Below are 19,880 nucleotides of genomic sequence, written 5' to 3' on the forward strand. Positions count from 1 at the left end.
GCATGGGCTCGTCCTGCTGGGAGTAACGCTGACTGGCTAACTTGTGTGAGGGATGCTTCATGAACCCGAACAACATGCCGTAGGCTAATCCTTATGGTTGTATGGTTTAATGTATTGATGTTTAGCAGTTTCATGTTAAATCTTTTAAGATTTCAAATCTTTTAAAGCTTTTTAAGAGATTAAAGCTGTAAGGTCTTGATCCAAAAAATATAGCGAATGTGTTTTGATCTCATTCGCAAAAGTCAGTAAAATTACATGGCAATGGTATCGATTTGGAGCGACTTTTGGATTTGCGAAGCAAACCAAGGGAAGCGAGAAGTCGATACCGGAGCATTTGGAGGAACACATACATGAGTAACTTAAAAGTATATCAATATGCCAAATGCGGCACATGCCGCAAAGCTGTGAAATGGCTTGAAGCGCAAGGCCATGAGCTGGAGCTGATCCCTATTTTTGACACACCGCCATCAGAAGTTGAACTAACAGAACTAATCCAAAAGAGCGGATTGGAAGTGAAGAAGTTCTTTAATACGAGCGGGGAAGTGTACAAAGAACAACAATTGAAGGACAAGCTTCCGGGCATGTCCGCTGATGAACAGATTCGTTTGTTGGCTTCCAATGGTCGTCTGATCAAACGTCCGATCGTTACGGATGGAGAAAAGGTGACGGTTGGATTCAAGGAAGAAACGTATGAGCAGGAATGGAATAACGCATAAACGCGCTGAATATCAGCCTTGAATTGTTCAAAATTCAGGGCTTTTTTGGCTGATCGATGGTTGGCGGAACTATGCTATAATGATAGAATTAATTCGATATTTTATTTGCTATAGAAATTGAACTAAACATTTACACGAAAATGGAGAGGACAGAAAGAACCTGAAGAAGTGGAGCGTTCGCCTTTATCCCCGGATTTTCCCCCTTTGGAAAAGGGAATCAAAAAAATCTGGGGATAACAGCGATCAGAAGGTTGTTCTGTCATCGGAATGGTAAGTGTAAATATACTTTAGTTTAATTTCTATAGAATCAGGACAGGAGAGAACAAATTCAAGTGAATCAACGTAATGAACCTACTTTGTTGCTGGTAGACGGTATGGCGGTGTTGTTCCGTGCTTTTTATGCGACATCTGCAAGCGGATATATCAGACGTACAAAGGCAGGATTGCCTACCAACGCAGTCTACGGATTTATCCGTTATTTCTGGGATGCGGTTCAGACTTTTGGGCCAAGTCATGTCGTATGTTGTTGGGATATGGGCGGTAAGACGTTCCGCGGTGAAGAATACGCAGCTTACAAAGGCAACCGGGCCGAAGCTCCGGATGACCTGATTCCCCAGTTTGCCCTGATTCGTGAAGTGATGGATAGCCTGGGTATTCCGAATATAGGTGCACAAGGATTCGAAGCCGACGATTGCATCGGAACGCTTGCTAAGTATTACACCGAAGAGACAGATATGAATGTTATGGTACTGACGGGTGACCACGACATGCTGCAACTGATTAATGACCGCACAAGTATCATTATTATGAAAAAAGGCCATGGCAACTACATGGTGTACAACCCTGAAACGCTCATGGCAGAGAAACAACTGACACCTCGTCAAGTGATTGACATGAAGGGTCTGATGGGAGACGCCAGCGACAATTATCCTGGAGTACGGGGAATTGGTGAGAAAACAGCGTTGAAGCTTGTACAGGAATACGGCTCCATTGAAGGGATTTTGAGCAACATGGATAAACTGACCCCTTCGGTGCGTAACAAGATTGAGAATGATCTGGACATGCTTCATCTGTCCCGCAAACTGGCAGAGATTCATTGTGCTGTTCCGGTTGCCTGTGCGCTGGATATCTGTGAATTGCGTCTTGATCCGGATATGGTGATGGACAAGTTTGAACAACTTGAGATGAAGAGCCTTGGCTCTTGGATGGGAGTGGCAATAGGGTGAGCAACATGAAGAACGTACGAACAGGTAAAAAGTGGTGGACAGGGGCTATGGCCCTCGTCCTGGCCTTGCCCGTAATTCTTTCGGGAGCAGTAAGTGCGCCACAGACAGCAGATGCCAAAGCAGCAATTAGCACCAAAGTGCAGAAAGTAAAAGCAGCAGGACGTAATTTTACCGTACAGACGGTTACGATTCCGAAGGGAACACCCGTTACGGTGGGACTCGCGAAGAAGCAAGTGGGCCAAACGGCAACATTGCCGTCGATAGTGAAAGCTTATGGCGCACAAGCAGCCATTAACGGAGCATTTTTTGAAGCATATAACGGAGCACCAGATCCATATGGCATGTTAATAGCAAATGGTAAGGTCATACATATTGGTAGATATGGAACATCCATCGGATTTAAGGAAGACGGCTCGGCGATCATGGATTCACTTCAGGTGAGCCTGACAGGTAAAGTGACAGATACGAAAGGCAAATCACGCAGTTGGTATGCAACCTTTATTAATCGAACACCTTCAGCGAACGCGAGCATTACGATGCTTTATACACCTGAAAGAGGTGCTACAGTCGGGTTCAAAGGTGGAACTGCGGTTGTCATGGAAAATGGCGTCGTGACCAAAAAAGTACCCAATACGAATGTAGCGATTCCTAAGAATGGCTCGGTATTGGTGTTCACAGGTAATCAGAAGTCTTCTTCGGACCGTTTCACCGTTGGTTCAACCGTAGAAATGAATTATAAGTATACGAACGCCGCAGGCAAAGAGATCCCTTGGCAAGATGTAGTGACGGCTGTTGGAGCAGGACCACGTCTGGTAAAAGACGGTAAGGTAGCTGTTAATCCGACGAGCGAAGGTTTCAAGGATGCCAAGATTCTTACTGCATCCGGTGCCAGAAGTGGTATCGCCATCATGGCGGATGGTTCTGTCATGCTGGCTACCGTTTCCGGAGCGACAGTCAAGGAGTGGGCAGCGGTGATGCAGAAGCTTGGTGCCAAACAGGCCATGAATCTGGATGGCGGTGCATCCTCGGGCATGTATGCCGGGGGCAAAATGCTAACTTCACCAGGCCGGCTCTTGAGTAACGCACTGGTATTTGGTGGCTCTGTGCGTTAAAAGAAAGTAATTATGGGAGGGATGATGCAAATGACACTCACATCTGATCGAAAGCCAGGGGGAGGCAACACAGCAGTTCTGACTATTAATGTAGGTCTGCCGCAGCCGCTCTCTGGACAGAAGCGTGAAGTGATGAGCGGCATTGTGAAACATCCTGTAACCGACGCGGTTTTCCTGTCATTCTCTGGAATGACAGGGGATGCCCAGGCGGATCTGGTGCATCATGGCGGACCTGATAAGGCCGTTTGTGTATACGATTACAGTCGGTATCCGGCGTTGGAACAGCTGATGAATCGCAAGCTGGACTGGGGAGCTTGTGGAGAAAATCTGACGGTTGAAGGCTGTGCCGAAGAAGACGTACGGATTGGTGATGTGTACGAGTTGGGCGAAGCCACGGTGCAGGTCAGTCAGCCCAGACAACCTTGCTTCAAGCTGGGTGCGAGGTATGACTATAAGGAACTTCCTGTTTATTTTCAGGAGAGTGGGCATACGGGCTTTTACTTTCGTGTACTGCAAGAAGGGGAGGTAAGGCCTTCGTCGATATTTCGACGGATCAGCACCGATCCTACATCAATGACGGTTCTTGAAGCCAATCGAATTATGCATCAGGGGAAAGAAAATGCCGAAGGTATTCAGGCGTTACTGGCCATTCCTGCGCTGTCAGACAGCTGGAGGCAGACGTTAATGAAACGATTGTCCAAGCTGGAGATTAAGTAGCAGGGTAATTATAGTGTCATCAAGTAAAGCAATATCAATTCCTTTTTAAACTAACTTGGGAGTGTGACTAACATGACGATCTTAGGCGCAATTGAAGCAGGCGGAACGAAATTTGTATGTGGTATTGGCACGGAAAATGGAGAAGTTCTGGAACGCGTAAGTTTTCCCACGACGACACCGGAAGAGACAATGGCTCAAGTGATTTCGTTTTTTGAAGGCAAAGGCATTGAAGCTCTGGGCGTAGGTTCATTTGGCCCGATTGATCCGATTGAAGGAAGCCCAACGTATGGTTATATCACAACAACACCGAAACCACATTGGGGACAGTATAACGTCATTGGCAAGCTCAAGGAGCATTTTGATGTACCGATGACATTTGATACGGATGTGAATGGTGCGGCACTTGGAGAAGCAACCTGGGGCGCTGCACAAGGTCTTGAGAGCTGTCTGTATATCACTGTGGGTACAGGCATTGGTGCAGGTGCTGTGGTTGGCGGTAAAATGGTCCATGGATTGTCACATCCAGAGATGGGACATATCATTGTACGCAGACATCCGGAGGATACATACGAGGGTTTCTGTCCATACCATGGTGACTGCCTCGAAGGTCTTGCAGCAGGACCGGCCATTAACAAACGTTGGGAGCAACCGGCTTATGAACTGCCAGCAGATCATAAAGCATGGGAGATCGAGGCGCATTACCTTGCACATGCACTGATGAACTATGTTCTGATACTCTCACCGCAGAAAATCGTAATGGGTGGCGGGGTAATGAAGCAGGAGCATTTGTTCCCGATGGTTCGCAGCAAACTGCAGGAGTTGCTTGCAGGATACGTTCAGCATCCGGCACTTCAATCTGATATTGACCAGTATGTTGTTTCACCAGGACTTGGCGACAATGCAGGGCTGTGCGGTTCACTGGCGCTTGCCAAATTGGCGTTGAACAAGTAGAACAATAAGGGATTGACGAATTTTACCATTGTGGTATGATATGGGCAACAGCATAGCACGGTTAATGAGGAAGCACCTCTCTTGCATGGATTTTGCAGGAGAGGTGTTTTTTTTGTGCGCCTGTAGGTAGCATAACTAACCCGTATAGGCTGAAATGTGAAAGGGAGGGAACGGAAAATGGAAGTCATTTTCATGAACAGATTGTCCAGATTGTCAGATCAGAATGCAGAATATGCGCAGCTATGGATTGGGGAAGAGGATGATAGCTGGCAGCTGGGATGGAGTTGCTACGAGGAAGGAGAGCGTGAGGACAGCATCTGGTACGAAGGGACCTCTTGGGAGGAGCTGCTTCATATCTACCGTCATCAGCTTGCCATACAGATGAGTGAGGGGTACCGACCGCAGTTGCAGGGTTTATTTCACGAGAATGATGAACTGAAGTCACGCAGTTATGGTGGACAGCGGCTCCATTGTTACAGTGAAGTATACGGCAATGAGCAGTTATACACGGATCTGTGCACATGGCGCAGGAAGAGAGCTGTATCTGATCGGAAGGCACCATATTTTATTGCAACGAACCGCCTGCTGCGTTTAATCAGTGCCTTCGTTCCGCAGTCGATGGATGAACTCATGCAACTGCCCGGCGTAGGGGAGAGCAAAGCAAACGAGTATGGTACAGAGTGGATGGAGATTACGAATGGGTTGGAGCGTTCAACGACATTCCCGCTGGACTGGGTATACACGGCACTGAAGGAAGAAGAGTATGAGAGCTGGTTATATAAGCAGAGAGAGCAGAAGTACAAGCAGGAACTCGACAAGTTCACCACGCGCAAGCAAGTGCTTGAGGGTATGAAGGAAGGATATACGTTAGAGGAGATTGTTCATCGATCTGGATTATCCCGACGTGAGTTGATTGAGCTGTTAGAGACACTGGATCTCGAAGGTTATGATACCGATTGTCTTCTGGATGTGGAGCTGGCAGTGATGCCAGAGAACGAACAAGAGGCCGTATGGAGTGCGTATGAGGAGCTGGGAGATACGTTCCTGAAGCCAGTATTACATAAGGTATATGGAGGAGAGAAGCCCGACGGAGGCAGTCTGGAGCAGGTCTATGAAAGACTGCGCATGATTCGAATCCGCTTTCGTCGGCATGCAGAGACAGAGCAGAATGTAGGTTAGGTGAAGGAAATGAAAAAAAGACGAGGCGTTTCTCCCACAGGAGCGCTTCGTCTTTGTTATTTCATTTCATTCTAGTTCATACCCAGTCTTTTTTGCGGAAAATGAAGAACATGCTCAGGCCCAGTGTGACCATCAGGCCAATCACAACAAAATAGCTGTATTTCCAGTTAAGCTCTGGCATATTCGTAAAGTTCATGCCGTAGATACCGGTAATGACCGTCAGCGGCATGAAGACTGTGGTAATGGCGGTAAACACACGCATGATCTCATTCGCCCGATTCGCAATACTGGATTGGTAGGCTTCTCGTAAGTTGCCCATCAGGTCGCGATATGTTTCAAAGGTTTCAGATATTTTTACAGCATTCTCATAGATGTCACTGAAATACTTTTGCAGCTGATCATCAATGAGACGCAGATCTTTTTTGTTCAGTGTGTTAATAACCTCTTTCTGAGGTCCGAGCACTTTCTTCAGCCACAGAATCTCACTGCGCAGCCCGATGATTTCATTCAGATGTGACTTTTTGGTGTGCATCAGAATGTCTTCCTCAAGCTTCTCGATCCGAGCTTCAATTCGGTCACCTACGGTGAAATAATTATCAACAATCAAGTCAACCAGCAAGTAGAGCAGACGATCCGGTGTGCTGATTTCCTGTTCCCACAGGATGGGTTTCAGTGTGCGCAATTCGCTGACCTTCTGCTTCGTAACACTAATGATGAAATGTCTGCCGAGGAACAAGTTCACCGCACGTAGAAATATCTCTTCATCATCGAAACGAATGCTATTAATCACAATAAAGTAATGGTTCTCATAAATTTCAATCTTCGGACGTTGTTCTTCATCACTGAGACAGTCTTCCACTGCCAGATCATGCATCAAGAACAGCGGCTGAAGCACCGCCAAATCATCTACGTCCGCATCAATCCAGTAAAATCCTTCCGCTGGTGGAGTCAGCGCCTGCTGAATGTCGTCCACCGGAATAAATACACCGTTGTTAACCAACCGGATTTTCATTGTTAATCTACTCCTTCTGCACCCGCCAACCTGGCGGATATTATCATTATGGGCGCAAAAAGAACAAATCAGCCGGTCGGCAGCGGAGCCTGGAGATCAGGGCTGCGTTCACTATATAATCAAACGGAAGTCACGTCCCGCTGCCGGCATGCTGATGTCAATTCTCTATGCAGTTTGTCGGAATTCGGCTGCCAGTCAGGCCTCGGGTCGCCATCCATTTAATATGTCACCTCTCACATAAGGGTTTATAACACCTTGTTTAGTATACCGCTGGTACAAGGTGCTTTCAAGCGCAAAAATGTGTCTATTTCGCGCCCTGAGGCAGTGTATGACAACGGATGATGAACGGTTCCGATCTGGAATGCAGACGTAGAACTGCAACTTGACGTGATGGCATTAATGTAATAAAGTAGACGGTGAACCATATTAAATTACAACTTAATACAGCGAAATCTTATCAAGAGTAGGTGGAGGGACTGGCCCGATGAAACCCGGCAACCGGCGGTATACCGCACGGTGCTAATTCTTGCAGCGACCAAGTGTCCGAGTGACACTGTTGTAACTGAGAGATGAGAGAGGCGCATATCTATTTACATATGACCTTTCTCGAAATCCGAGGAAGGTCTTTGTCATATGCCCCGACTTCTCAGCAGTGATTTTCGCTAAGGAACTTGAGATTGTCGTAACTTTGGATGGAACTTCAATTCAATGTTTGGAGACAAGCTCATGGCAGCCTATAACTGTATTGATGTGAAGACATCAAGCCAGCGGTGGCTGCATCTATTTATGCACAAGGAGGAGTTAGACTTACCATGCCAATCAAAATACCCGATACTCTACCAGCAAAAGAAGTACTTGAAGGAGAGAATATCTTCGTCATGGATGAAACTTCTGCATACAAGCAGGATATTCGTCCACTCCGTATCGCTATATTAAACCTGATGCCTACGAAGGAAACGACCGAAACACAATTGCTTCGTCTGGTGGGAAACACACCCATTCAGGTGGATGTCGTTCTGGTGCATCCGAAATCCCATACGTCGAAGAATACGTCACAGGAGTATTTGGATTTGTTCTATAAAACCTTCGATGAGATTGAGCATCGTCGTTTCGATGGCATGATCATTACGGGTGCCCCTGTGGAACAGATGGATTTCGAAGACGTGAACTATTGGAATGAAATCCAGGAGATCTTCGAATGGACCAAAACCAATGTGACTTCAACTCTGCACATATGTTGGGCTTCCCAGGCAGGTTTGTACCATCATTTTGACGTACCCAAGGTTGCGCTTGATGAAAAGTGTTTTGGCGTCTTCCCGCATACGATCAACAAGCCTCATGTTCCGTTGTTGCGTGGATTCGATGAAGTATTCAACGTTCCACATTCCCGTCATACGGAAGTGAGACGTGAAGATATTGAAAAGAATGAGAATTTAGAGATTTTGGCTGAATCCGAAGAAGCCGGTATTTTCCTGGTTGCTACCAAAGACGGCAAACAGATTTTTGCCACAGGACATGCCGAGTATGACCCCTTCTCATTAAAGTGGGAGTATGACCGGGATGCAGCGAAAGGGTTGGATATCGCGCTGCCTAGACATTATTATCCGAATGATGATCCTTCCCGTGTGCCACCGGCTACTTGGCGCGCTCATGCCAACTTATTATTCTCTAATTGGCTCAATTACTATGTGTATCAAGAAACACCTTACGATATTGGCCCGCAAATCTAATCGAGATTACAGGAGGATGCAGCAATGGAAGACAACAACAAGTTGAAAATCGAAAGCCGCTTAGCACAAATTGGGTCCATCAATGAACCGGTAACAGGCGCCATTAACTTTCCGATCTATCAATCCACTGCGTTTCGCCACCCGAAGCTTGGACAAAGCACGGGGTTTGATTATATTCGTACGACCAACCCAACACGCAAAGTGTTGGAAGAAGCAGCCGCCGCGCTGGAGTCCGGTGATGCAGGGTTCGCCTGTAGCTCGGGTATGGCCGCGCTGCAAACCATCTTTGCCATGTTTGGTCAAGGGGATCATCTGATTGTATCGCTGGATCTGTATGGCGGAACCTATCGTCTGCTTGAACGCATCTTGTCCCGTTTCGGCGTAACTGCAAGTTATGTGGACACGAATGACCTTGCAGCACTGGAGAATGTTCGTCAGCCGAATACAAAAGCTGTATTCATCGAGACACCAACCAATCCACTGATGATGATTACCGATGTTGAAGCTGTCGCTTCCTGGGCGAAAAGTTACAACGTGTTGACAATTGTTGACAACACGTTGTTGACTCCATTTTTCCAACGTCCGATTGAACTGGGTGCCGATATCATCATTCATAGTGCTACCAAATATCTGGGCGGACACAATGATGTGCTAGCCGGATTAATCATAACTAAGGGTGAGGCGTTATCTGCGGAAATGGCGTTCCTGCATAATTCAATTGGGGCGGTGTTGTCTCCAAGTGACTCCTACCAGTTGATGAAAGGCATGAAAACGCTGGCTCTTCGCATGGAGCGTCACGAGTACAATGCGCTTACCATTGCCAAATACTTGCTTGAGCATCCGGCAGTGGGTGAAGTATATCATCCAGGCTTGTCGGATCATCCGGGGTATGAAGTTCAGAATAAACAATCCACGGGTAACACAGGTATCTTCTCTTTCAAAGTGAAGGATGCACGTTATGTTGAACCATTGCTGCGTCATATCAAACTGATCGCTTTTGCCGAAAGTCTTGGTGGCGTAGAATCACTTATGACTTACCCGGCGGTACAAACGCATGCGGATATACCGCTTGAAATTCGTGACGCCGTAGGTGTGGATGACCGTCTGCTTCGATTCTCCGTGGGTATTGAACATGCAGATGATCTGATTGCAGATCTCGGCAATGCTCTGACAGCTGCACAACAGGAAGTGGAAGGAGGCGTGCACTCATGAGTGAGTCCAATAACAAGCCAAATTCCGAGTTGAAATTTGATACCAAATTGCTTCATTTCGGTGATGAGATCGACAAAACAACTGGAGCCTCAAGTGTACCGATCTATCAAGCTTCGACGTTCCATCATTTTGATATTTTCAATCCACCTCAACATGATTACAGTCGTTCAGGTAATCCGACACGTCAGGCTTTGGAAGATTACATCACACTGCTGGAGGGTGGAGCACGAGGATTCGCCTATTCATCGGGAATGGCCGCGATATCCAGCGTGTTCATGATGTTCTCCGCAGGGGATCACATGATTGTAACGGAAGATGTATATGGAGGTACGTATCGTTTGCTTACTTCCATATTGAGCCGTATGCAGATCGAGACGACCTTTGTAGACATGACCAATATAGATGAAGTAAAAGCGGCGCTCAAGCCGAACACCAAGGCAGTTTATATGGAAACACCGTCCAACCCGACACTGCGAATCACGGATATCGCTGCTGTGACTGACTGGTCGAAGGAACATGACCTGATCACGATTCTGGATAACACTTTTATGACACCTTACTATCAGCGTCCAATTGAGCTTGGTGTGGATATCGTCGTACATAGTGCTACGAAGTTTCTCGGAGGTCACAGTGACGTACTGGCAGGGTTAGCCGTTGCTCGCACGGAATCACTTGGCGTACAACTGAAACAGTTGCAAAATGGACTCGGAACTGTACTTGGTGCACAAGAATCCTGGCTTCTGATGCGCGGCATGAAAACCTTGGGGGCTCGCATGGCTCACAGTGAACAGAGCACAGCCAAACTGGCAGCTTGGCTTAATGAGCGCAGTGATATTACCGCTGTCTTTTATCCAGGGCTGGAGGATCATCCGGGCCGCGAGGCACATGAGCGTCAGTCAACAGGATATGGAGCTGTCGTTTCGTTTGACGTTGGTTCAGGTGATCGGGCAAAAGCAGTCCTTAACCGGGTGAAGCTACCCATTGTTGCTGTAAGCTTGGGAGCTGTGGAGAGTATTTTGTCTTACCCAGCGATGATGTCTCATGCGGCAATGCCGGCTGAGGTTCGCCGTGACCGAGGTATTACAGACGGGTTGCTGCGTTTCTCTGTGGGTCTGGAAGATATCGAAGATCTGATTGTAGATTTGGAACAAGCACTTCAGGAATCCTAGAAAAGAAGGGTACCCGAATACGCCTATGCGTATCGTTTAATATCGAATAAATTTGATTCCATATGTAAAAATTTTTACTTATTTTTAAAGCACCTGTACATAAGGTGCTTTTTTTCACATGTAACCTGTGTTACGATATGTGGAGTACAGAAATACGATGTTGCCACCAGAACTTGCTTCTCTTGAACAAGTTGGGACGGATCGTTATATAATTTCTCTTCATGAGGGAGGCTTTTTTACGATGAGTACGGTAGACCGTATCTTAGATAAAGCCCTTCGGGGCGAACGTTTGGACTTGGAAGACACGATTGAGCTATTTGAATCGAATGAAGTGGACAAAATCGGGGCAGCTGCTAATGTTATTATGAAACGCATGCACCCTGAACCATACAGAACATTTGTAATTGGGCGTAACGTCAACTACACGAACGTGTGTGATGTGTACTGCCGTTTTTGTGCTTTCTATCGCAGACCTGGTTCGGATGAAGGTTACGTGCTTCCGGATGAAGTTATTTTCCAGAAGATTCAGGAAACGGAAGATGTGAATGGTACCGAGATTCTGATGCAAGGCGGAACGAATCCGAACCTGCCTTTCAGCTATTACACAGACCTGTTGAAAGCCATCAAGGAGCGGTTCCCGAATATCACGATGCACTCGTTCTCACCAGCTGAGATTATGAAAATGGTTGAAGTATCCGATGGTCTTACATTGGAAGAGGTTGTTCGTGCCATTCACGAAGCTGGACTGGATTCCCTGCCTGGTGGTGGTGCTGAAATTCTGGATGACCGCACACGCCGGAAAATCAGCCGCTTGAAAGGTTCATGGCGGGATTGGATGGACGTGATGCAAACGGCACACCGTATCGGCATGAACACCACGGCAACAATGGTTATCGGTCTTGGTGAATCGATGGAAGAGCGTGCATTGCACTTGCTCCGTGTACGTGAAGCTCAGGACGAATGTATTGCGAACAAATATGACTCCGAAGGTTTCTTGGCGTTCATTCCTTGGACTTTCCAACCGGATAATACAAACCTCAAGCTGGAGCGTCAGACGCCGGAAGAGTACTTGAAGACTGTAGCCATCAGCCGACTGGTGCTGGATAATATCAAGAATATACAATCCTCTTGGGTAACCATGGGTCCTGAGATCGGTAAGAAGTCGCTTGAATTTGGCTGTAATGACTTCGGTAGCACGATGATTGAAGAGAACGTTGTATCTGCTGCTGGTGCAACATATAAAGTTAACATTGAATCCATTCTCCGTTTGATTCGGGAGTCCGGTTATATTCCGGCACAACGTAACACGCGATATGACATCGTGCGCATGTTCGACGAAGAGAATTCCGTGCATGAAGATTTCGTAATGCAGAACTAATTATAATTAATTCAATACTCTCCATAAACACTGATCGTTAGATAAGTAATTATGAAGCCAAGCCTGCCGACTACTCCGTTTGGAGAGACGGCGGGCTTTTTTGATTTTATTCTGCGGATTGAGGTCATTAAACAGTACATGTTACGCAATTGGCGATATTTTATATTGAAATTGAACTGTTACAATGAAAGGGAACTTGTGTAGTCAGACACGCTGGAAGGGGTTAAACCGATGAAGAGAAGAATACTTGGCAAGACGGAACTGGACGTACCTGTATTGAGCTTTGGAGCATCCTCACTCGGTTCAGTATTTCGTGACATTGACCGGGACGAAGGGGTTCGTACTGTTCATGCTGCCGTAGATGCGGGGATGAATTACATAGACGTTTCACCTTACTACGGACTGACGAAGGCAGAGACGGTGCTGGGTGAAGCCATTCGTAGCTTGCCGCGCAGTTCGTATATTTTATCCACCAAAGCCGGACGGTATGGGGAAAGTGAGTTTGATTTTTCACGTCAGCGGATTCTGAATAGTGTGCAAGAGAGTCTGAATCGACTGCATACGGACTATATTGACATTTTATTCCTGCATGATATTGAATTTGTACCAGCAGAGATTATTGTAGAAGAAGCTTTTCCAACGTTGCTGCGGCTGAAAGATCAGGGTGTTATTCGTCAGGCGGGGATATGCGGATTGCCTTTACCGTTGTTCGAGAAGGTTCTGCCACAGATCGATGCGGATGCCATTATATCGTATTGCCATTATTCATTGAATGATACCTCATTATTATCGTTGTTACCTTTGTTGGAAAAGAAAGAAATTGGCCTTGTTAATGCTTCGCCTCTTTCTATGGGCTTGTTAAGTACCCGAGGTGCTCCTGCCTGGCATCCGGCAGATGAACGGGTGAAACAGCTCTGCTTGAAGGCTGCCCGCTTCTGTGCAGAACAAGGCAGTGATATTGCTAAGCTGGCTGTTCAATTCTCGACGGCGAATGAACAAATTCCCACAACACTGGTGAGCAGTGCCAACCAACGCAATATCATCAATAACGCAACGTGGATAGAAGAACCGATAGATCAGAGTCTGCTGGAGGAAGTGCTGCGCATTCTGGCACCATTGCATAATGAGACGTGGTCAAGCGGACGTCCTGAATATAATACTGAGTATAGCAACATGCCATCAGAAGCATCCAAGGGGGAACAATGATGAGAGCCGTTGTATGTGAAGAAATAGACCGTTTAGAGCTCCAAGACCTGCCTCAACCGGAACGAGCAGAAGGAGAGGCATTGGTTGCCATTCGACGGATTGGGATCTGTGGTACGGATCTGCATGCGTACAAAGGCAATCAGCCATTCTTTACCTATCCTCGCGTACTCGGTCATGAACTGGCGGCTGTTATTGAAGAGATCGGTCCGAACGATGCAGGGCTACAGCCAGGGGATCAGGTAAGCGTTATTCCGTATCTGCACTGTGGTCATTGTATTGCATGTCGTAGTGGAAAAAGTAATTGCTGTGTGTCCATGCAGGTCATGGGTGTGCACCTCGACGGAGGCATGAGAGAAAGAATCAGCGTGCCTGTCTCACATCTGCTCTCAGCAGAAGGTTTGACACTGGATGAGACAGCGATGGTAGAACCATTAAGCATTGGTGCCCATGCCGTCAGGAGAGCAGGAATCAAGCTTGGTGAGCATGTGGTTGTGATTGGAGCTGGCCCCATTGGACTTGGCGTGATGGCATTCGCCAAACAGGCGGGAGCACGTGTTATTGCCGTTGATCGTAATCTGGACAGGTTGGAGCTTAGCCGGGCTTGGGCTGGAGCGGATGATCTGGTTCAGGCCAATGAGCGTACTGTAGAACAAGTGGCTGAAATCACCGGAGGTGACTATGCTACGGCTGTTTTTGACGCAACCGGTAACGTGAACTCCATGAATGAAGCCATTCAATATGTGGCGCATAGTGGTCAGCTCATTTTTGTAGGACTGGTAAAAGCGGATATTACCTTTCATGATCCTGAGTTTCACAAACGGGAGATGAGCATCCTGGGCAGTCGAAACGCAACCCGAGCAGATTTTGAACATGTCCTGTCGACCTTGCGTCAAAAGAAATTAAGCATGGATGGTTATATTACACACCGTGTGGATTTTGATGAATTACCTTCTGCAATGGACCAATGGCTTTTGCCAGATTCACATGTAGTCAAAGCTATCGTTGAACTATAATCACTATTAAGTCTGATAACAAAAAACGCTCTCTGACCTTGGTGGACAATACTGTCCATCCATAGGGGAAGAGAGCGTTTTTTGTAAGTTGAATTAAAATTACACGATAACGAAGAGGGCAGAAAAAACCTGAAAAAGCGAAGCGTTCGCCTTTATCCCCGGATTTTTCCCTTGAGAAAAGGGAATAGAAAAAATCTGGGGATAACAGCGATTGGAAGGTTGTTCTGTCATCGTAGTGTCAGTGTAAGTATCTTTAGTTCAACTTACATGAGCTATTATTTTTCCGGATTTGTCACAATGCCCGCATGTGGATCAATGTGACGCACAATGGACTTCAACCAGATCATCTCCAGCACGTGTACCTCATAATAAAGTGCACCCGGGATCTGTTTGATCCATCCTTCCGCCATAGCGAGTTGTGTTGAGTCAGAAGCTGCTTCCAGCGTTCCAGGTTCACGGCGCAGCCGTTTGCGTACAGCTTTTTCAACTTGAGAGCTTTGCGTAGTCAAAATGCATATTTTGCGCTTGGAAGAGAATCCCCTGAACGCAATGTACACCATTTCATAAGCTATAAGATAGGCGATTACGGAATACATCGCTTGGTCCCAACCAAAGACAACACCAGCGGCTGTCAGTATCAACAAGTTAAGCAGCATGATTATTTTTTCGATAAGCATCCGTTTCCCGCTAAATACACGTTCAGGTGGACGGGAAGAAGGATCACCGATTTCCAGCGTATCCAGTGTCCCACCATACCGCACGACAAGCCCAATTCCGAGTCCGAGGCATAATCCGCCAAACATGGCGGCAGCCAGCGGGTGCTCTACAAGTGGCGGCATGGGATGAAGCACAATGGCACCGATCGAAAAGACAACCAGACCTAGAACAGTTACCAGTACAAATTTCTTCTGCACAATCTTGTAGGACAGAAATATAAACGGAACATTGAATAAAAATAGGAACAATCCAATCCTCATTTCGGTCCAGTGGGCGAACAGTGAGGAAATGCCTGTAATGCCTCCAATAATGATCTTATTGGGGTGTAAGAACAATTCAAGTCCCACGGAGGCCAGAATTCCGCCCGCAATCACAAGCAACAAATTTAACCAGCGGCGGGTAGAAGATATTCTGGTCTTGGCGGTGTTTGGCACCGGATTAGCCGATATCAGAGGTGCTTTCATAGGTCAGCCTCCTTTGTGCGGCTTTCGAGCCATTCTCCCTGGGTTAATCACAGAAAGATCGGCGTAGAGCCGCGAAGTACGATATTATGTCTGTTCTGTACAGACATAAGAATTATCCTTCTTTCTGCAGAACCTTCGGTTCTTCTTTCTTTTTCCGATTATCTTTGAACTTGAATATTTTATCCAATAAACGGAATACATGTTTGGACTCTTTCGTTAATAAAGGACCCAGAATGGCCAGAATCAGTACATACAACGCGGCAAACGGTTGAATCATTGGTAACAGTCCACCGGCTTTACCCATGTTGGCCAAGATGATGGAGAATTCACCCCGTGACACAATGGTTAAACCAATATTGGCCGATGCTTTGGGAGATAGTCCTGCACTGCGTCCAGCCAGCATGCCTGCCAGGAAGTTACCGAACAATGTAATAACAACTGCAATCAGAGCCAGCCATACGGCTTCGCCACCCAGGGACAACGGATCAATGGACAATCCGAAGCTGAAGAAGAAGATTGCTCCGAAGAAGTCACGGAACGGCAGAATCAAGTGCTCAATCCGTTTCGCATGTTCTGTTTCAGCAAGCACCAGTCCAACCAGCAATGCACCGATCGCTTCGGCGACATGAATGGTTTCAGAGAAACCGGCTACCAGGAACAAGGCTCCGAATACAACGAGAGAGAATAGCTCATTCGATCGAATTTTTAGCAATTTGTTTAAGAGCGGTGTTGCTTTACGTCCAAGGATAATCACGATAAGCATGAATCCGAGGGCAATGAGAGCGGACATGAAGACGCCTCCGATGGAGGATGAATCACTGAGCACAAGTCCGGACAAGATCGAGATATATACAGCGAGGAATACATCTTCGAACATAATAATTCCCAGTATCATCTCTGTCTCCGGATTGGCCGTTCGTTTCAAATCGACGAGTACCTTAGCTACAATGGCACTGGAAGAGATGGTGGTTATACCTGCGATAATGAGTGCTTCTGCAGCCGGGAAGCCGGACATAAAACCAAATAATAATCCCAACGTAAAGTTAATTCCGATGTAGATCGAGCCGCCAACTGCAATAGAGCGGCCCGATTTAATTAAACGACCTACCGAGAATTCAAGTCCAAGGTAGAAGAGCAGGAACAGAATACCGATCCGACCCATAAAATCAATAAAAGGCTGACTTTCAATGAAACGGAAGTCCAGATGCCAGATTTTCATGGCATGTGGGCCAACGGCCATACCGATCAGAATATAAAATGGAACGACCGAAAATCTTAGTTTTGCCGATAAAAGGCCGGCTGCCGCAATGAGCACAAGGGCCAGACCTACTTCGAATATCAGATGATCCATCTATTTACCCCCTTCCAGTCAGGAGGAGGGATTTAAACAGTTTCTGCTGATTGCGTTCGCCAACGGCTACCACCGTGGATTCTGCACTGATAACTACCTCCGGACCTGGGCTGATATGTTTTTTGTGATTTTTCTCTACAACGGCGATCACCGTTGCCCCAGAGTTTTGACGTACGTCCAATTCACCAATGGATTTACCGATACATCCGAAGGATGCTTCGATTTTGTACCACTCGATAATGAGGTCGTCAAACGTTACTTCAATATTTTCAAGCTGCTTCGGTTTGTAAGTCAATCCGCCAACAATAGCAGCAATCTGTCGTGCTTCGTAATCGTCAAGCGTAATCATCGAGATACTTTGATCGGGATCATCATACTCGAAGTGGTACATTTCCCGGCGACCGTCATCGTGAATAATAATGACGATTTTATCACCGCTGCTTGTTTCAATCTGAAATTTTTTGCCGATTCCCGGCAAGTCTGTTTCGCGTACATCCATGGATTGTTGCCTCCTTATAATTAGGGGCTGGCCACAGAAGACAGGCTTATTTCCCGAAAATGAATAATCTGCTGCTCAAAGGAACATCAAATGATGCGGGTAAACAGAGCCAGAAATTCCTGACACAGCCATATGATTTGAATTTGTCGGTGTGGGTACAACAAAAATAGGTACTGTCATAAACATTCGTTTATCTAACGTGTGCTAAAAGGGTTATAAGTTATGCACAAGAACACCGTCTTAAATACAGAGGTGTCTCCATGCAAAAGCAACCTGTAAATACGTCGTAACGGCTAGTGAAGAGCGTTCACGTATTTTGGTGCCATTGGGGTGAGGGATACATACATGCTGGTAAACTTAATAGGCAGCAGAAATAATCTGCGTTTGAACAGACAATACCACGGTTTAAAGGACAGACCCGTTGTAGGGATTCGCAGCATCAATAACAATGCGAGGACAAGAAAGACAGGCTTATTATGCGTAACCGCAATCAGCTTGGACATGACTTGTGGATATTTGCGAATAACAGGTTTCTGCTGGGATTCGGGTATTTGTAGCAACACTTCCTTATTGGAAGTTGCGTCAACAGACACCCCAACGGCAGACTCGGACTGCATCGGAATAGGGAAGCACAAGGCTTGGAAAACGCACAAAATGATAATAATGGTGTAGTGGAGTATTCTAGGTTGTTGTCTCATTTTGGCTTCCCTCCTTTTCCGTGAAACATACTGTTATTAAAATAATAACACATTTTTGTCTTAACTCCAAACCTCTTCATAATATACTGAGAAATCATGACACGCTTTCCATCAATCCGCTTCGTATATCCCCATCAGCCTTGCCATATACTTTGAACAGGAAGGAAAGGAGTGATTCTTGTGGAACTGTTCGCTGTATGGACCGATGTATCGGGGCAAGAGGAAGCAGATCAATTTTATCGTTGTGTCAAGGAAAAAACCAAAGGTTTACATATAAGTAAAAGAGGATTTCGGCTCACCTTCAAACATAATGATGGAAGAGCAACCTGGGTATGCAGAGGGAATGAGAATCACGAAGACTTCCAGCAATGGCTTCCCCGGATCAGTGATCTGCTCTCCCTTGGACTCGCTGACTTCATTATGGAGACACAAGAACGGAACATGGTGGAGGATATGATTGCCAAGGCATGTTCTGTCATGGATGAGCACGAGGTGGAAAAGGTTAATCGGATATGTATGCCTCTACTATTAAATGGTGATCTGGATCAACCCGGACTTCGGGAACGCCGCCGTACTACGTTGGCCAGTGGATTGCGTCAGGATCTGGAGGATGTTCATTTTTTTCATCTTGAAGGCATTATCAATTTCCGCATACGTCCATATAAGCAGGAGCTTCAGGAATTAGTGGAGTATGCGCTGGATGAATTCTGGATGGATCGGCAGTATGAAGAGTTTATGGGGCTGTTAAAATATTTTGTGTTTTTTCAGGAAGCCAAAGTACCTCTGGTCCATCTTGTGCACAAGGGAATGCATGAATTTCAGGTGCTTGATGCCGGACTTAATCTGTTACCTGTGCAAAAGGATGAGCAGGTCGTCGTAGAGATGCCGGGTCTAGAATTGGAGATGGATATTGAAGATATGATTGTAAGTACACTCATTTCGATCTCTCCAGAGAAAGTCATATTGCATACACGCACCCCGGATTTGCCGATCATCTCGACCATATGCCAGATCTTTGAAGACAAGGTGCAAATATGTCATCATTGCCCGGAATGTGAAGTACTGCGTTCAGGATTGTTGACAGGTCTTGACGCAAGTGATCTCGGCAATTATAATAACTGTTGATCCATGATTTTTTCATGTGAACCATTGAACCAAAAGCGTTGACAAAGACAACAACCACACGCAAGATCGGTGCAGAGAGAGGAACCTTGGCTGAAATTTCCTCCGGATATCACGTATGGTTTACCCCTTTGTAGCTGCAATTTTGAAAGTGGAGTTAAAATGTCGCCTTTATTGGGGATTATCCGCGAGTAAGGATCTGCCGGGTCATGCCCGTTATCGACATGCCAATGAGGGCTGTATTTCCGCATAGGAATGAATCAGCTGAATTAGGGTGGAACCACGAGTATATGTCACTCGTCCCTTTGCCGGGACGGGTGTTTTTTGCGTTCCTTTGCATACTGACTGGAATAGCAATAGATAATCAGTCCATGAATATCTGGACACGAAGGTTACATTTACAGGAGG

At 46.4% G+C, this 19,880-nt stretch carries 18 protein-coding genes and 1 riboswitch; of the genes, 13 read left to right on the forward strand and 5 right to left on the reverse strand.

The features are described from left to right. The first annotated feature begins 350 nt into the window (after positions 1–350). The 6 genes from PAHA3_RS03285 to PAHA3_RS03310 all read left to right on the forward strand — a co-directional run bounded on the left by PAHA3_RS03285 (position 351) and on the right by PAHA3_RS03310 (position 5,901). Complete coding sequence (locus tag PAHA3_RS03285) at positions 351–716, forward strand: arsenate reductase family protein (protein ID WP_062833457.1); 366 nt, start codon at positions 351–353, stop codon at positions 714–716. Positions 717–1,048: 332 nt separating this feature from the next. After that, positions 1,049–1,942: a 5'-3' exonuclease gene (locus PAHA3_RS03290; RefSeq protein WP_017689620.1), complete on the forward strand. Its 894-nt coding sequence runs from the start codon at positions 1,049–1,051 to the stop codon at positions 1,940–1,942. Positions 1,943–1,947: 5 nt separating this feature from the next. Continuing rightward, complete coding sequence (locus PAHA3_RS03295) at positions 1,948–3,054, forward strand: phosphodiester glycosidase family protein (protein ID WP_062835956.1); 1,107 nt, start codon at positions 1,948–1,950, stop codon at positions 3,052–3,054. 30 nt (positions 3,055–3,084) lie between these two features. Continuing rightward, positions 3,085–3,771, forward strand: a complete 687-nt coding sequence (locus PAHA3_RS03300) for an MOSC domain-containing protein (protein ID WP_062833458.1) — start codon at positions 3,085–3,087, stop codon at positions 3,769–3,771. Positions 3,772–3,843: 72 nt separating this feature from the next. Next, positions 3,844–4,722 (forward strand): ROK family protein, encoded by an 879-nt coding sequence (locus tag PAHA3_RS03305; protein ID WP_047842269.1) that lies wholly within the window; start codon positions 3,844–3,846, stop codon positions 4,720–4,722. Between the two features lie 177 nt (positions 4,723–4,899). Further along, positions 4,900–5,901: an HRDC domain-containing protein gene (locus tag PAHA3_RS03310; RefSeq protein WP_062833459.1), complete on the forward strand. Its 1,002-nt coding sequence runs from the start codon at positions 4,900–4,902 to the stop codon at positions 5,899–5,901. A 76-nt stretch (positions 5,902–5,977) separates the two neighbouring features. On the opposite strand, the gene corA is transcribed toward PAHA3_RS03310, so the two are convergent. After that, on the reverse strand, positions 5,978–6,913 hold the full coding sequence (corA, locus tag PAHA3_RS03315) for a magnesium/cobalt transporter CorA (protein ID WP_062833460.1): 936 nt from the start codon (positions 6,911–6,913) through the stop codon (positions 5,978–5,980). Positions 6,914–7,364: 451 nt separating this feature from the next. Continuing rightward, positions 7,365–7,489: riboswitch (SAM riboswitch) on the forward strand. Positions 7,490–7,725: 236 nt separating this feature from the next. Here corA and metA point away from each other — a divergent pair. From metA to PAHA3_RS03345, 6 genes are all read left to right on the forward strand, one after another. Then, positions 7,726–8,643, forward strand: a complete 918-nt coding sequence (gene metA / locus PAHA3_RS03320) for a homoserine O-acetyltransferase MetA (RefSeq protein ID WP_062833461.1) — start codon at positions 7,726–7,728, stop codon at positions 8,641–8,643. 24 nt (positions 8,644–8,667) lie between these two features. Beyond that, on the forward strand, positions 8,668–9,855 hold the full coding sequence (locus tag PAHA3_RS03325; protein ID WP_062833462.1) for a PLP-dependent transferase: 1,188 nt from the start codon (positions 8,668–8,670) through the stop codon (positions 9,853–9,855). Beyond that, positions 9,852–11,024: a trans-sulfuration enzyme family protein gene (locus PAHA3_RS03330; RefSeq protein ID WP_062833463.1), complete on the forward strand. Its 1,173-nt coding sequence runs from the start codon at positions 9,852–9,854 to the stop codon at positions 11,022–11,024. The genes PAHA3_RS03325 and PAHA3_RS03330 overlap by 4 nt, the downstream gene beginning before the upstream one ends. A 241-nt stretch (positions 11,025–11,265) precedes the next feature. Beyond that, positions 11,266–12,402, forward strand: coding sequence for a cyclic dehypoxanthinyl futalosine synthase (gene mqnC / locus PAHA3_RS03335; protein WP_062835957.1), 1,137 nt, complete (start codon positions 11,266–11,268; stop codon positions 12,400–12,402). A 231-nt stretch (positions 12,403–12,633) separates the two neighbouring features. Next, complete coding sequence (locus PAHA3_RS03340) at positions 12,634–13,608, forward strand: aldo/keto reductase (RefSeq protein WP_062833464.1); 975 nt, start codon at positions 12,634–12,636, stop codon at positions 13,606–13,608. Next, on the forward strand, positions 13,608–14,621 hold the full coding sequence (locus tag PAHA3_RS03345) for a zinc-binding alcohol dehydrogenase family protein (RefSeq protein ID WP_062833465.1): 1,014 nt from the start codon (positions 13,608–13,610) through the stop codon (positions 14,619–14,621). The genes PAHA3_RS03340 and PAHA3_RS03345 overlap by 1 nt, the downstream gene beginning before the upstream one ends. A gap of 275 nt (positions 14,622–14,896) precedes the next feature. Here the strand turns inward: PAHA3_RS03345 and PAHA3_RS03350 are convergent, their stop codons facing one another. The 4 genes from PAHA3_RS03350 to PAHA3_RS03365 all read right to left on the reverse strand — a co-directional run bounded on the left by PAHA3_RS03350 (position 14,897) and on the right by PAHA3_RS03365 (position 18,350). After that, entirely contained in the window at positions 14,897–15,802 is a 906-nt protein-coding gene (locus PAHA3_RS03350; RefSeq protein WP_062833466.1) for a YitT family protein, read from the reverse strand. 112 nt (positions 15,803–15,914) lie between these two features. Continuing rightward, positions 15,915–17,153 (reverse strand): cation:proton antiporter, encoded by a 1,239-nt coding sequence (locus tag PAHA3_RS03355; protein ID WP_062833467.1) that lies wholly within the window; start codon positions 17,151–17,153, stop codon positions 15,915–15,917. A 4-nt stretch (positions 17,154–17,157) separates the two neighbouring features. After that, positions 17,158–17,652 (reverse strand): cation:proton antiporter regulatory subunit, encoded by a 495-nt coding sequence (locus PAHA3_RS03360; protein WP_062833468.1) that lies wholly within the window; start codon positions 17,650–17,652, stop codon positions 17,158–17,160. Between the two features lie 293 nt (positions 17,653–17,945). Continuing rightward, a complete protein-coding gene (locus tag PAHA3_RS03365; protein ID WP_062833469.1) occupies positions 17,946–18,350 on the reverse strand; it encodes a hypothetical protein in 405 nt (134 codons plus the stop codon). A 171-nt stretch (positions 18,351–18,521) separates the two neighbouring features. On the opposite strand from PAHA3_RS03365, the gene PAHA3_RS03370 reads away from it, so the two are divergent. Further along, complete coding sequence (locus PAHA3_RS03370; protein ID WP_062833470.1) at positions 18,522–19,475, forward strand: putative sporulation protein YtxC; 954 nt, start codon at positions 18,522–18,524, stop codon at positions 19,473–19,475. Positions 19,476–19,880 lie beyond the last annotated feature (405 nt).

The sequence above is a fragment of the Paenibacillus amylolyticus genome (assembly GCF_001570725.1).
GTDB lineage: Bacteria > Bacillota > Bacilli > Paenibacillales > Paenibacillaceae > Paenibacillus > Paenibacillus amylolyticus_A.

Coding starts and splice junctions, on each gene's coding strand:
- PAHA3_RS03295 (WP_062835956.1), top strand. CDS start 1,948: ATGAAGAACGTACGAACAGGTAAAAAGTGGTGGACAGGGGCTATGGCC.
- PAHA3_RS03355 (WP_062833467.1), bottom strand. CDS start 17,153: ATGGATCATCTGATATTCGAAGTAGGTCTGGCCCTTGTGCTCATTGCG.
- PAHA3_RS03365 (WP_062833469.1), bottom strand. CDS start 18,350: ATGAGACAACAACCTAGAATACTCCACTACACCATTATTATCATTTTG.
- PAHA3_RS03345 (WP_062833465.1), top strand. CDS start 13,608: ATGAGAGCCGTTGTATGTGAAGAAATAGACCGTTTAGAGCTCCAAGAC.
- PAHA3_RS03300 (WP_062833458.1), top strand. CDS start 3,085: ATGACACTCACATCTGATCGAAAGCCAGGGGGAGGCAACACAGCAGTT.
- PAHA3_RS03350 (WP_062833466.1), bottom strand. CDS start 15,802: ATGAAAGCACCTCTGATATCGGCTAATCCGGTGCCAAACACCGCCAAG.
- metA (WP_062833461.1), top strand. CDS start 7,726: ATGCCAATCAAAATACCCGATACTCTACCAGCAAAAGAAGTACTTGAA.
- corA (WP_062833460.1), bottom strand. CDS start 6,913: ATGAAAATCCGGTTGGTTAACAACGGTGTATTTATTCCGGTGGACGAC.
- PAHA3_RS03305 (WP_047842269.1), top strand. CDS start 3,844: ATGACGATCTTAGGCGCAATTGAAGCAGGCGGAACGAAATTTGTATGT.
- PAHA3_RS03325 (WP_062833462.1), top strand. CDS start 8,668: ATGGAAGACAACAACAAGTTGAAAATCGAAAGCCGCTTAGCACAAATT.
- PAHA3_RS03310 (WP_062833459.1), top strand. CDS start 4,900: ATGGAAGTCATTTTCATGAACAGATTGTCCAGATTGTCAGATCAGAAT.
- PAHA3_RS03360 (WP_062833468.1), bottom strand. CDS start 17,652: ATGGATGTACGCGAAACAGACTTGCCGGGAATCGGCAAAAAATTTCAG.
- PAHA3_RS03340 (WP_062833464.1), top strand. CDS start 12,634: ATGAAGAGAAGAATACTTGGCAAGACGGAACTGGACGTACCTGTATTG.
- mqnC (WP_062835957.1), top strand. CDS start 11,266: ATGAGTACGGTAGACCGTATCTTAGATAAAGCCCTTCGGGGCGAACGT.
- PAHA3_RS03330 (WP_062833463.1), top strand. CDS start 9,852: ATGAGTGAGTCCAATAACAAGCCAAATTCCGAGTTGAAATTTGATACC.
- PAHA3_RS03285 (WP_062833457.1), top strand. CDS start 351: ATGAGTAACTTAAAAGTATATCAATATGCCAAATGCGGCACATGCCGC.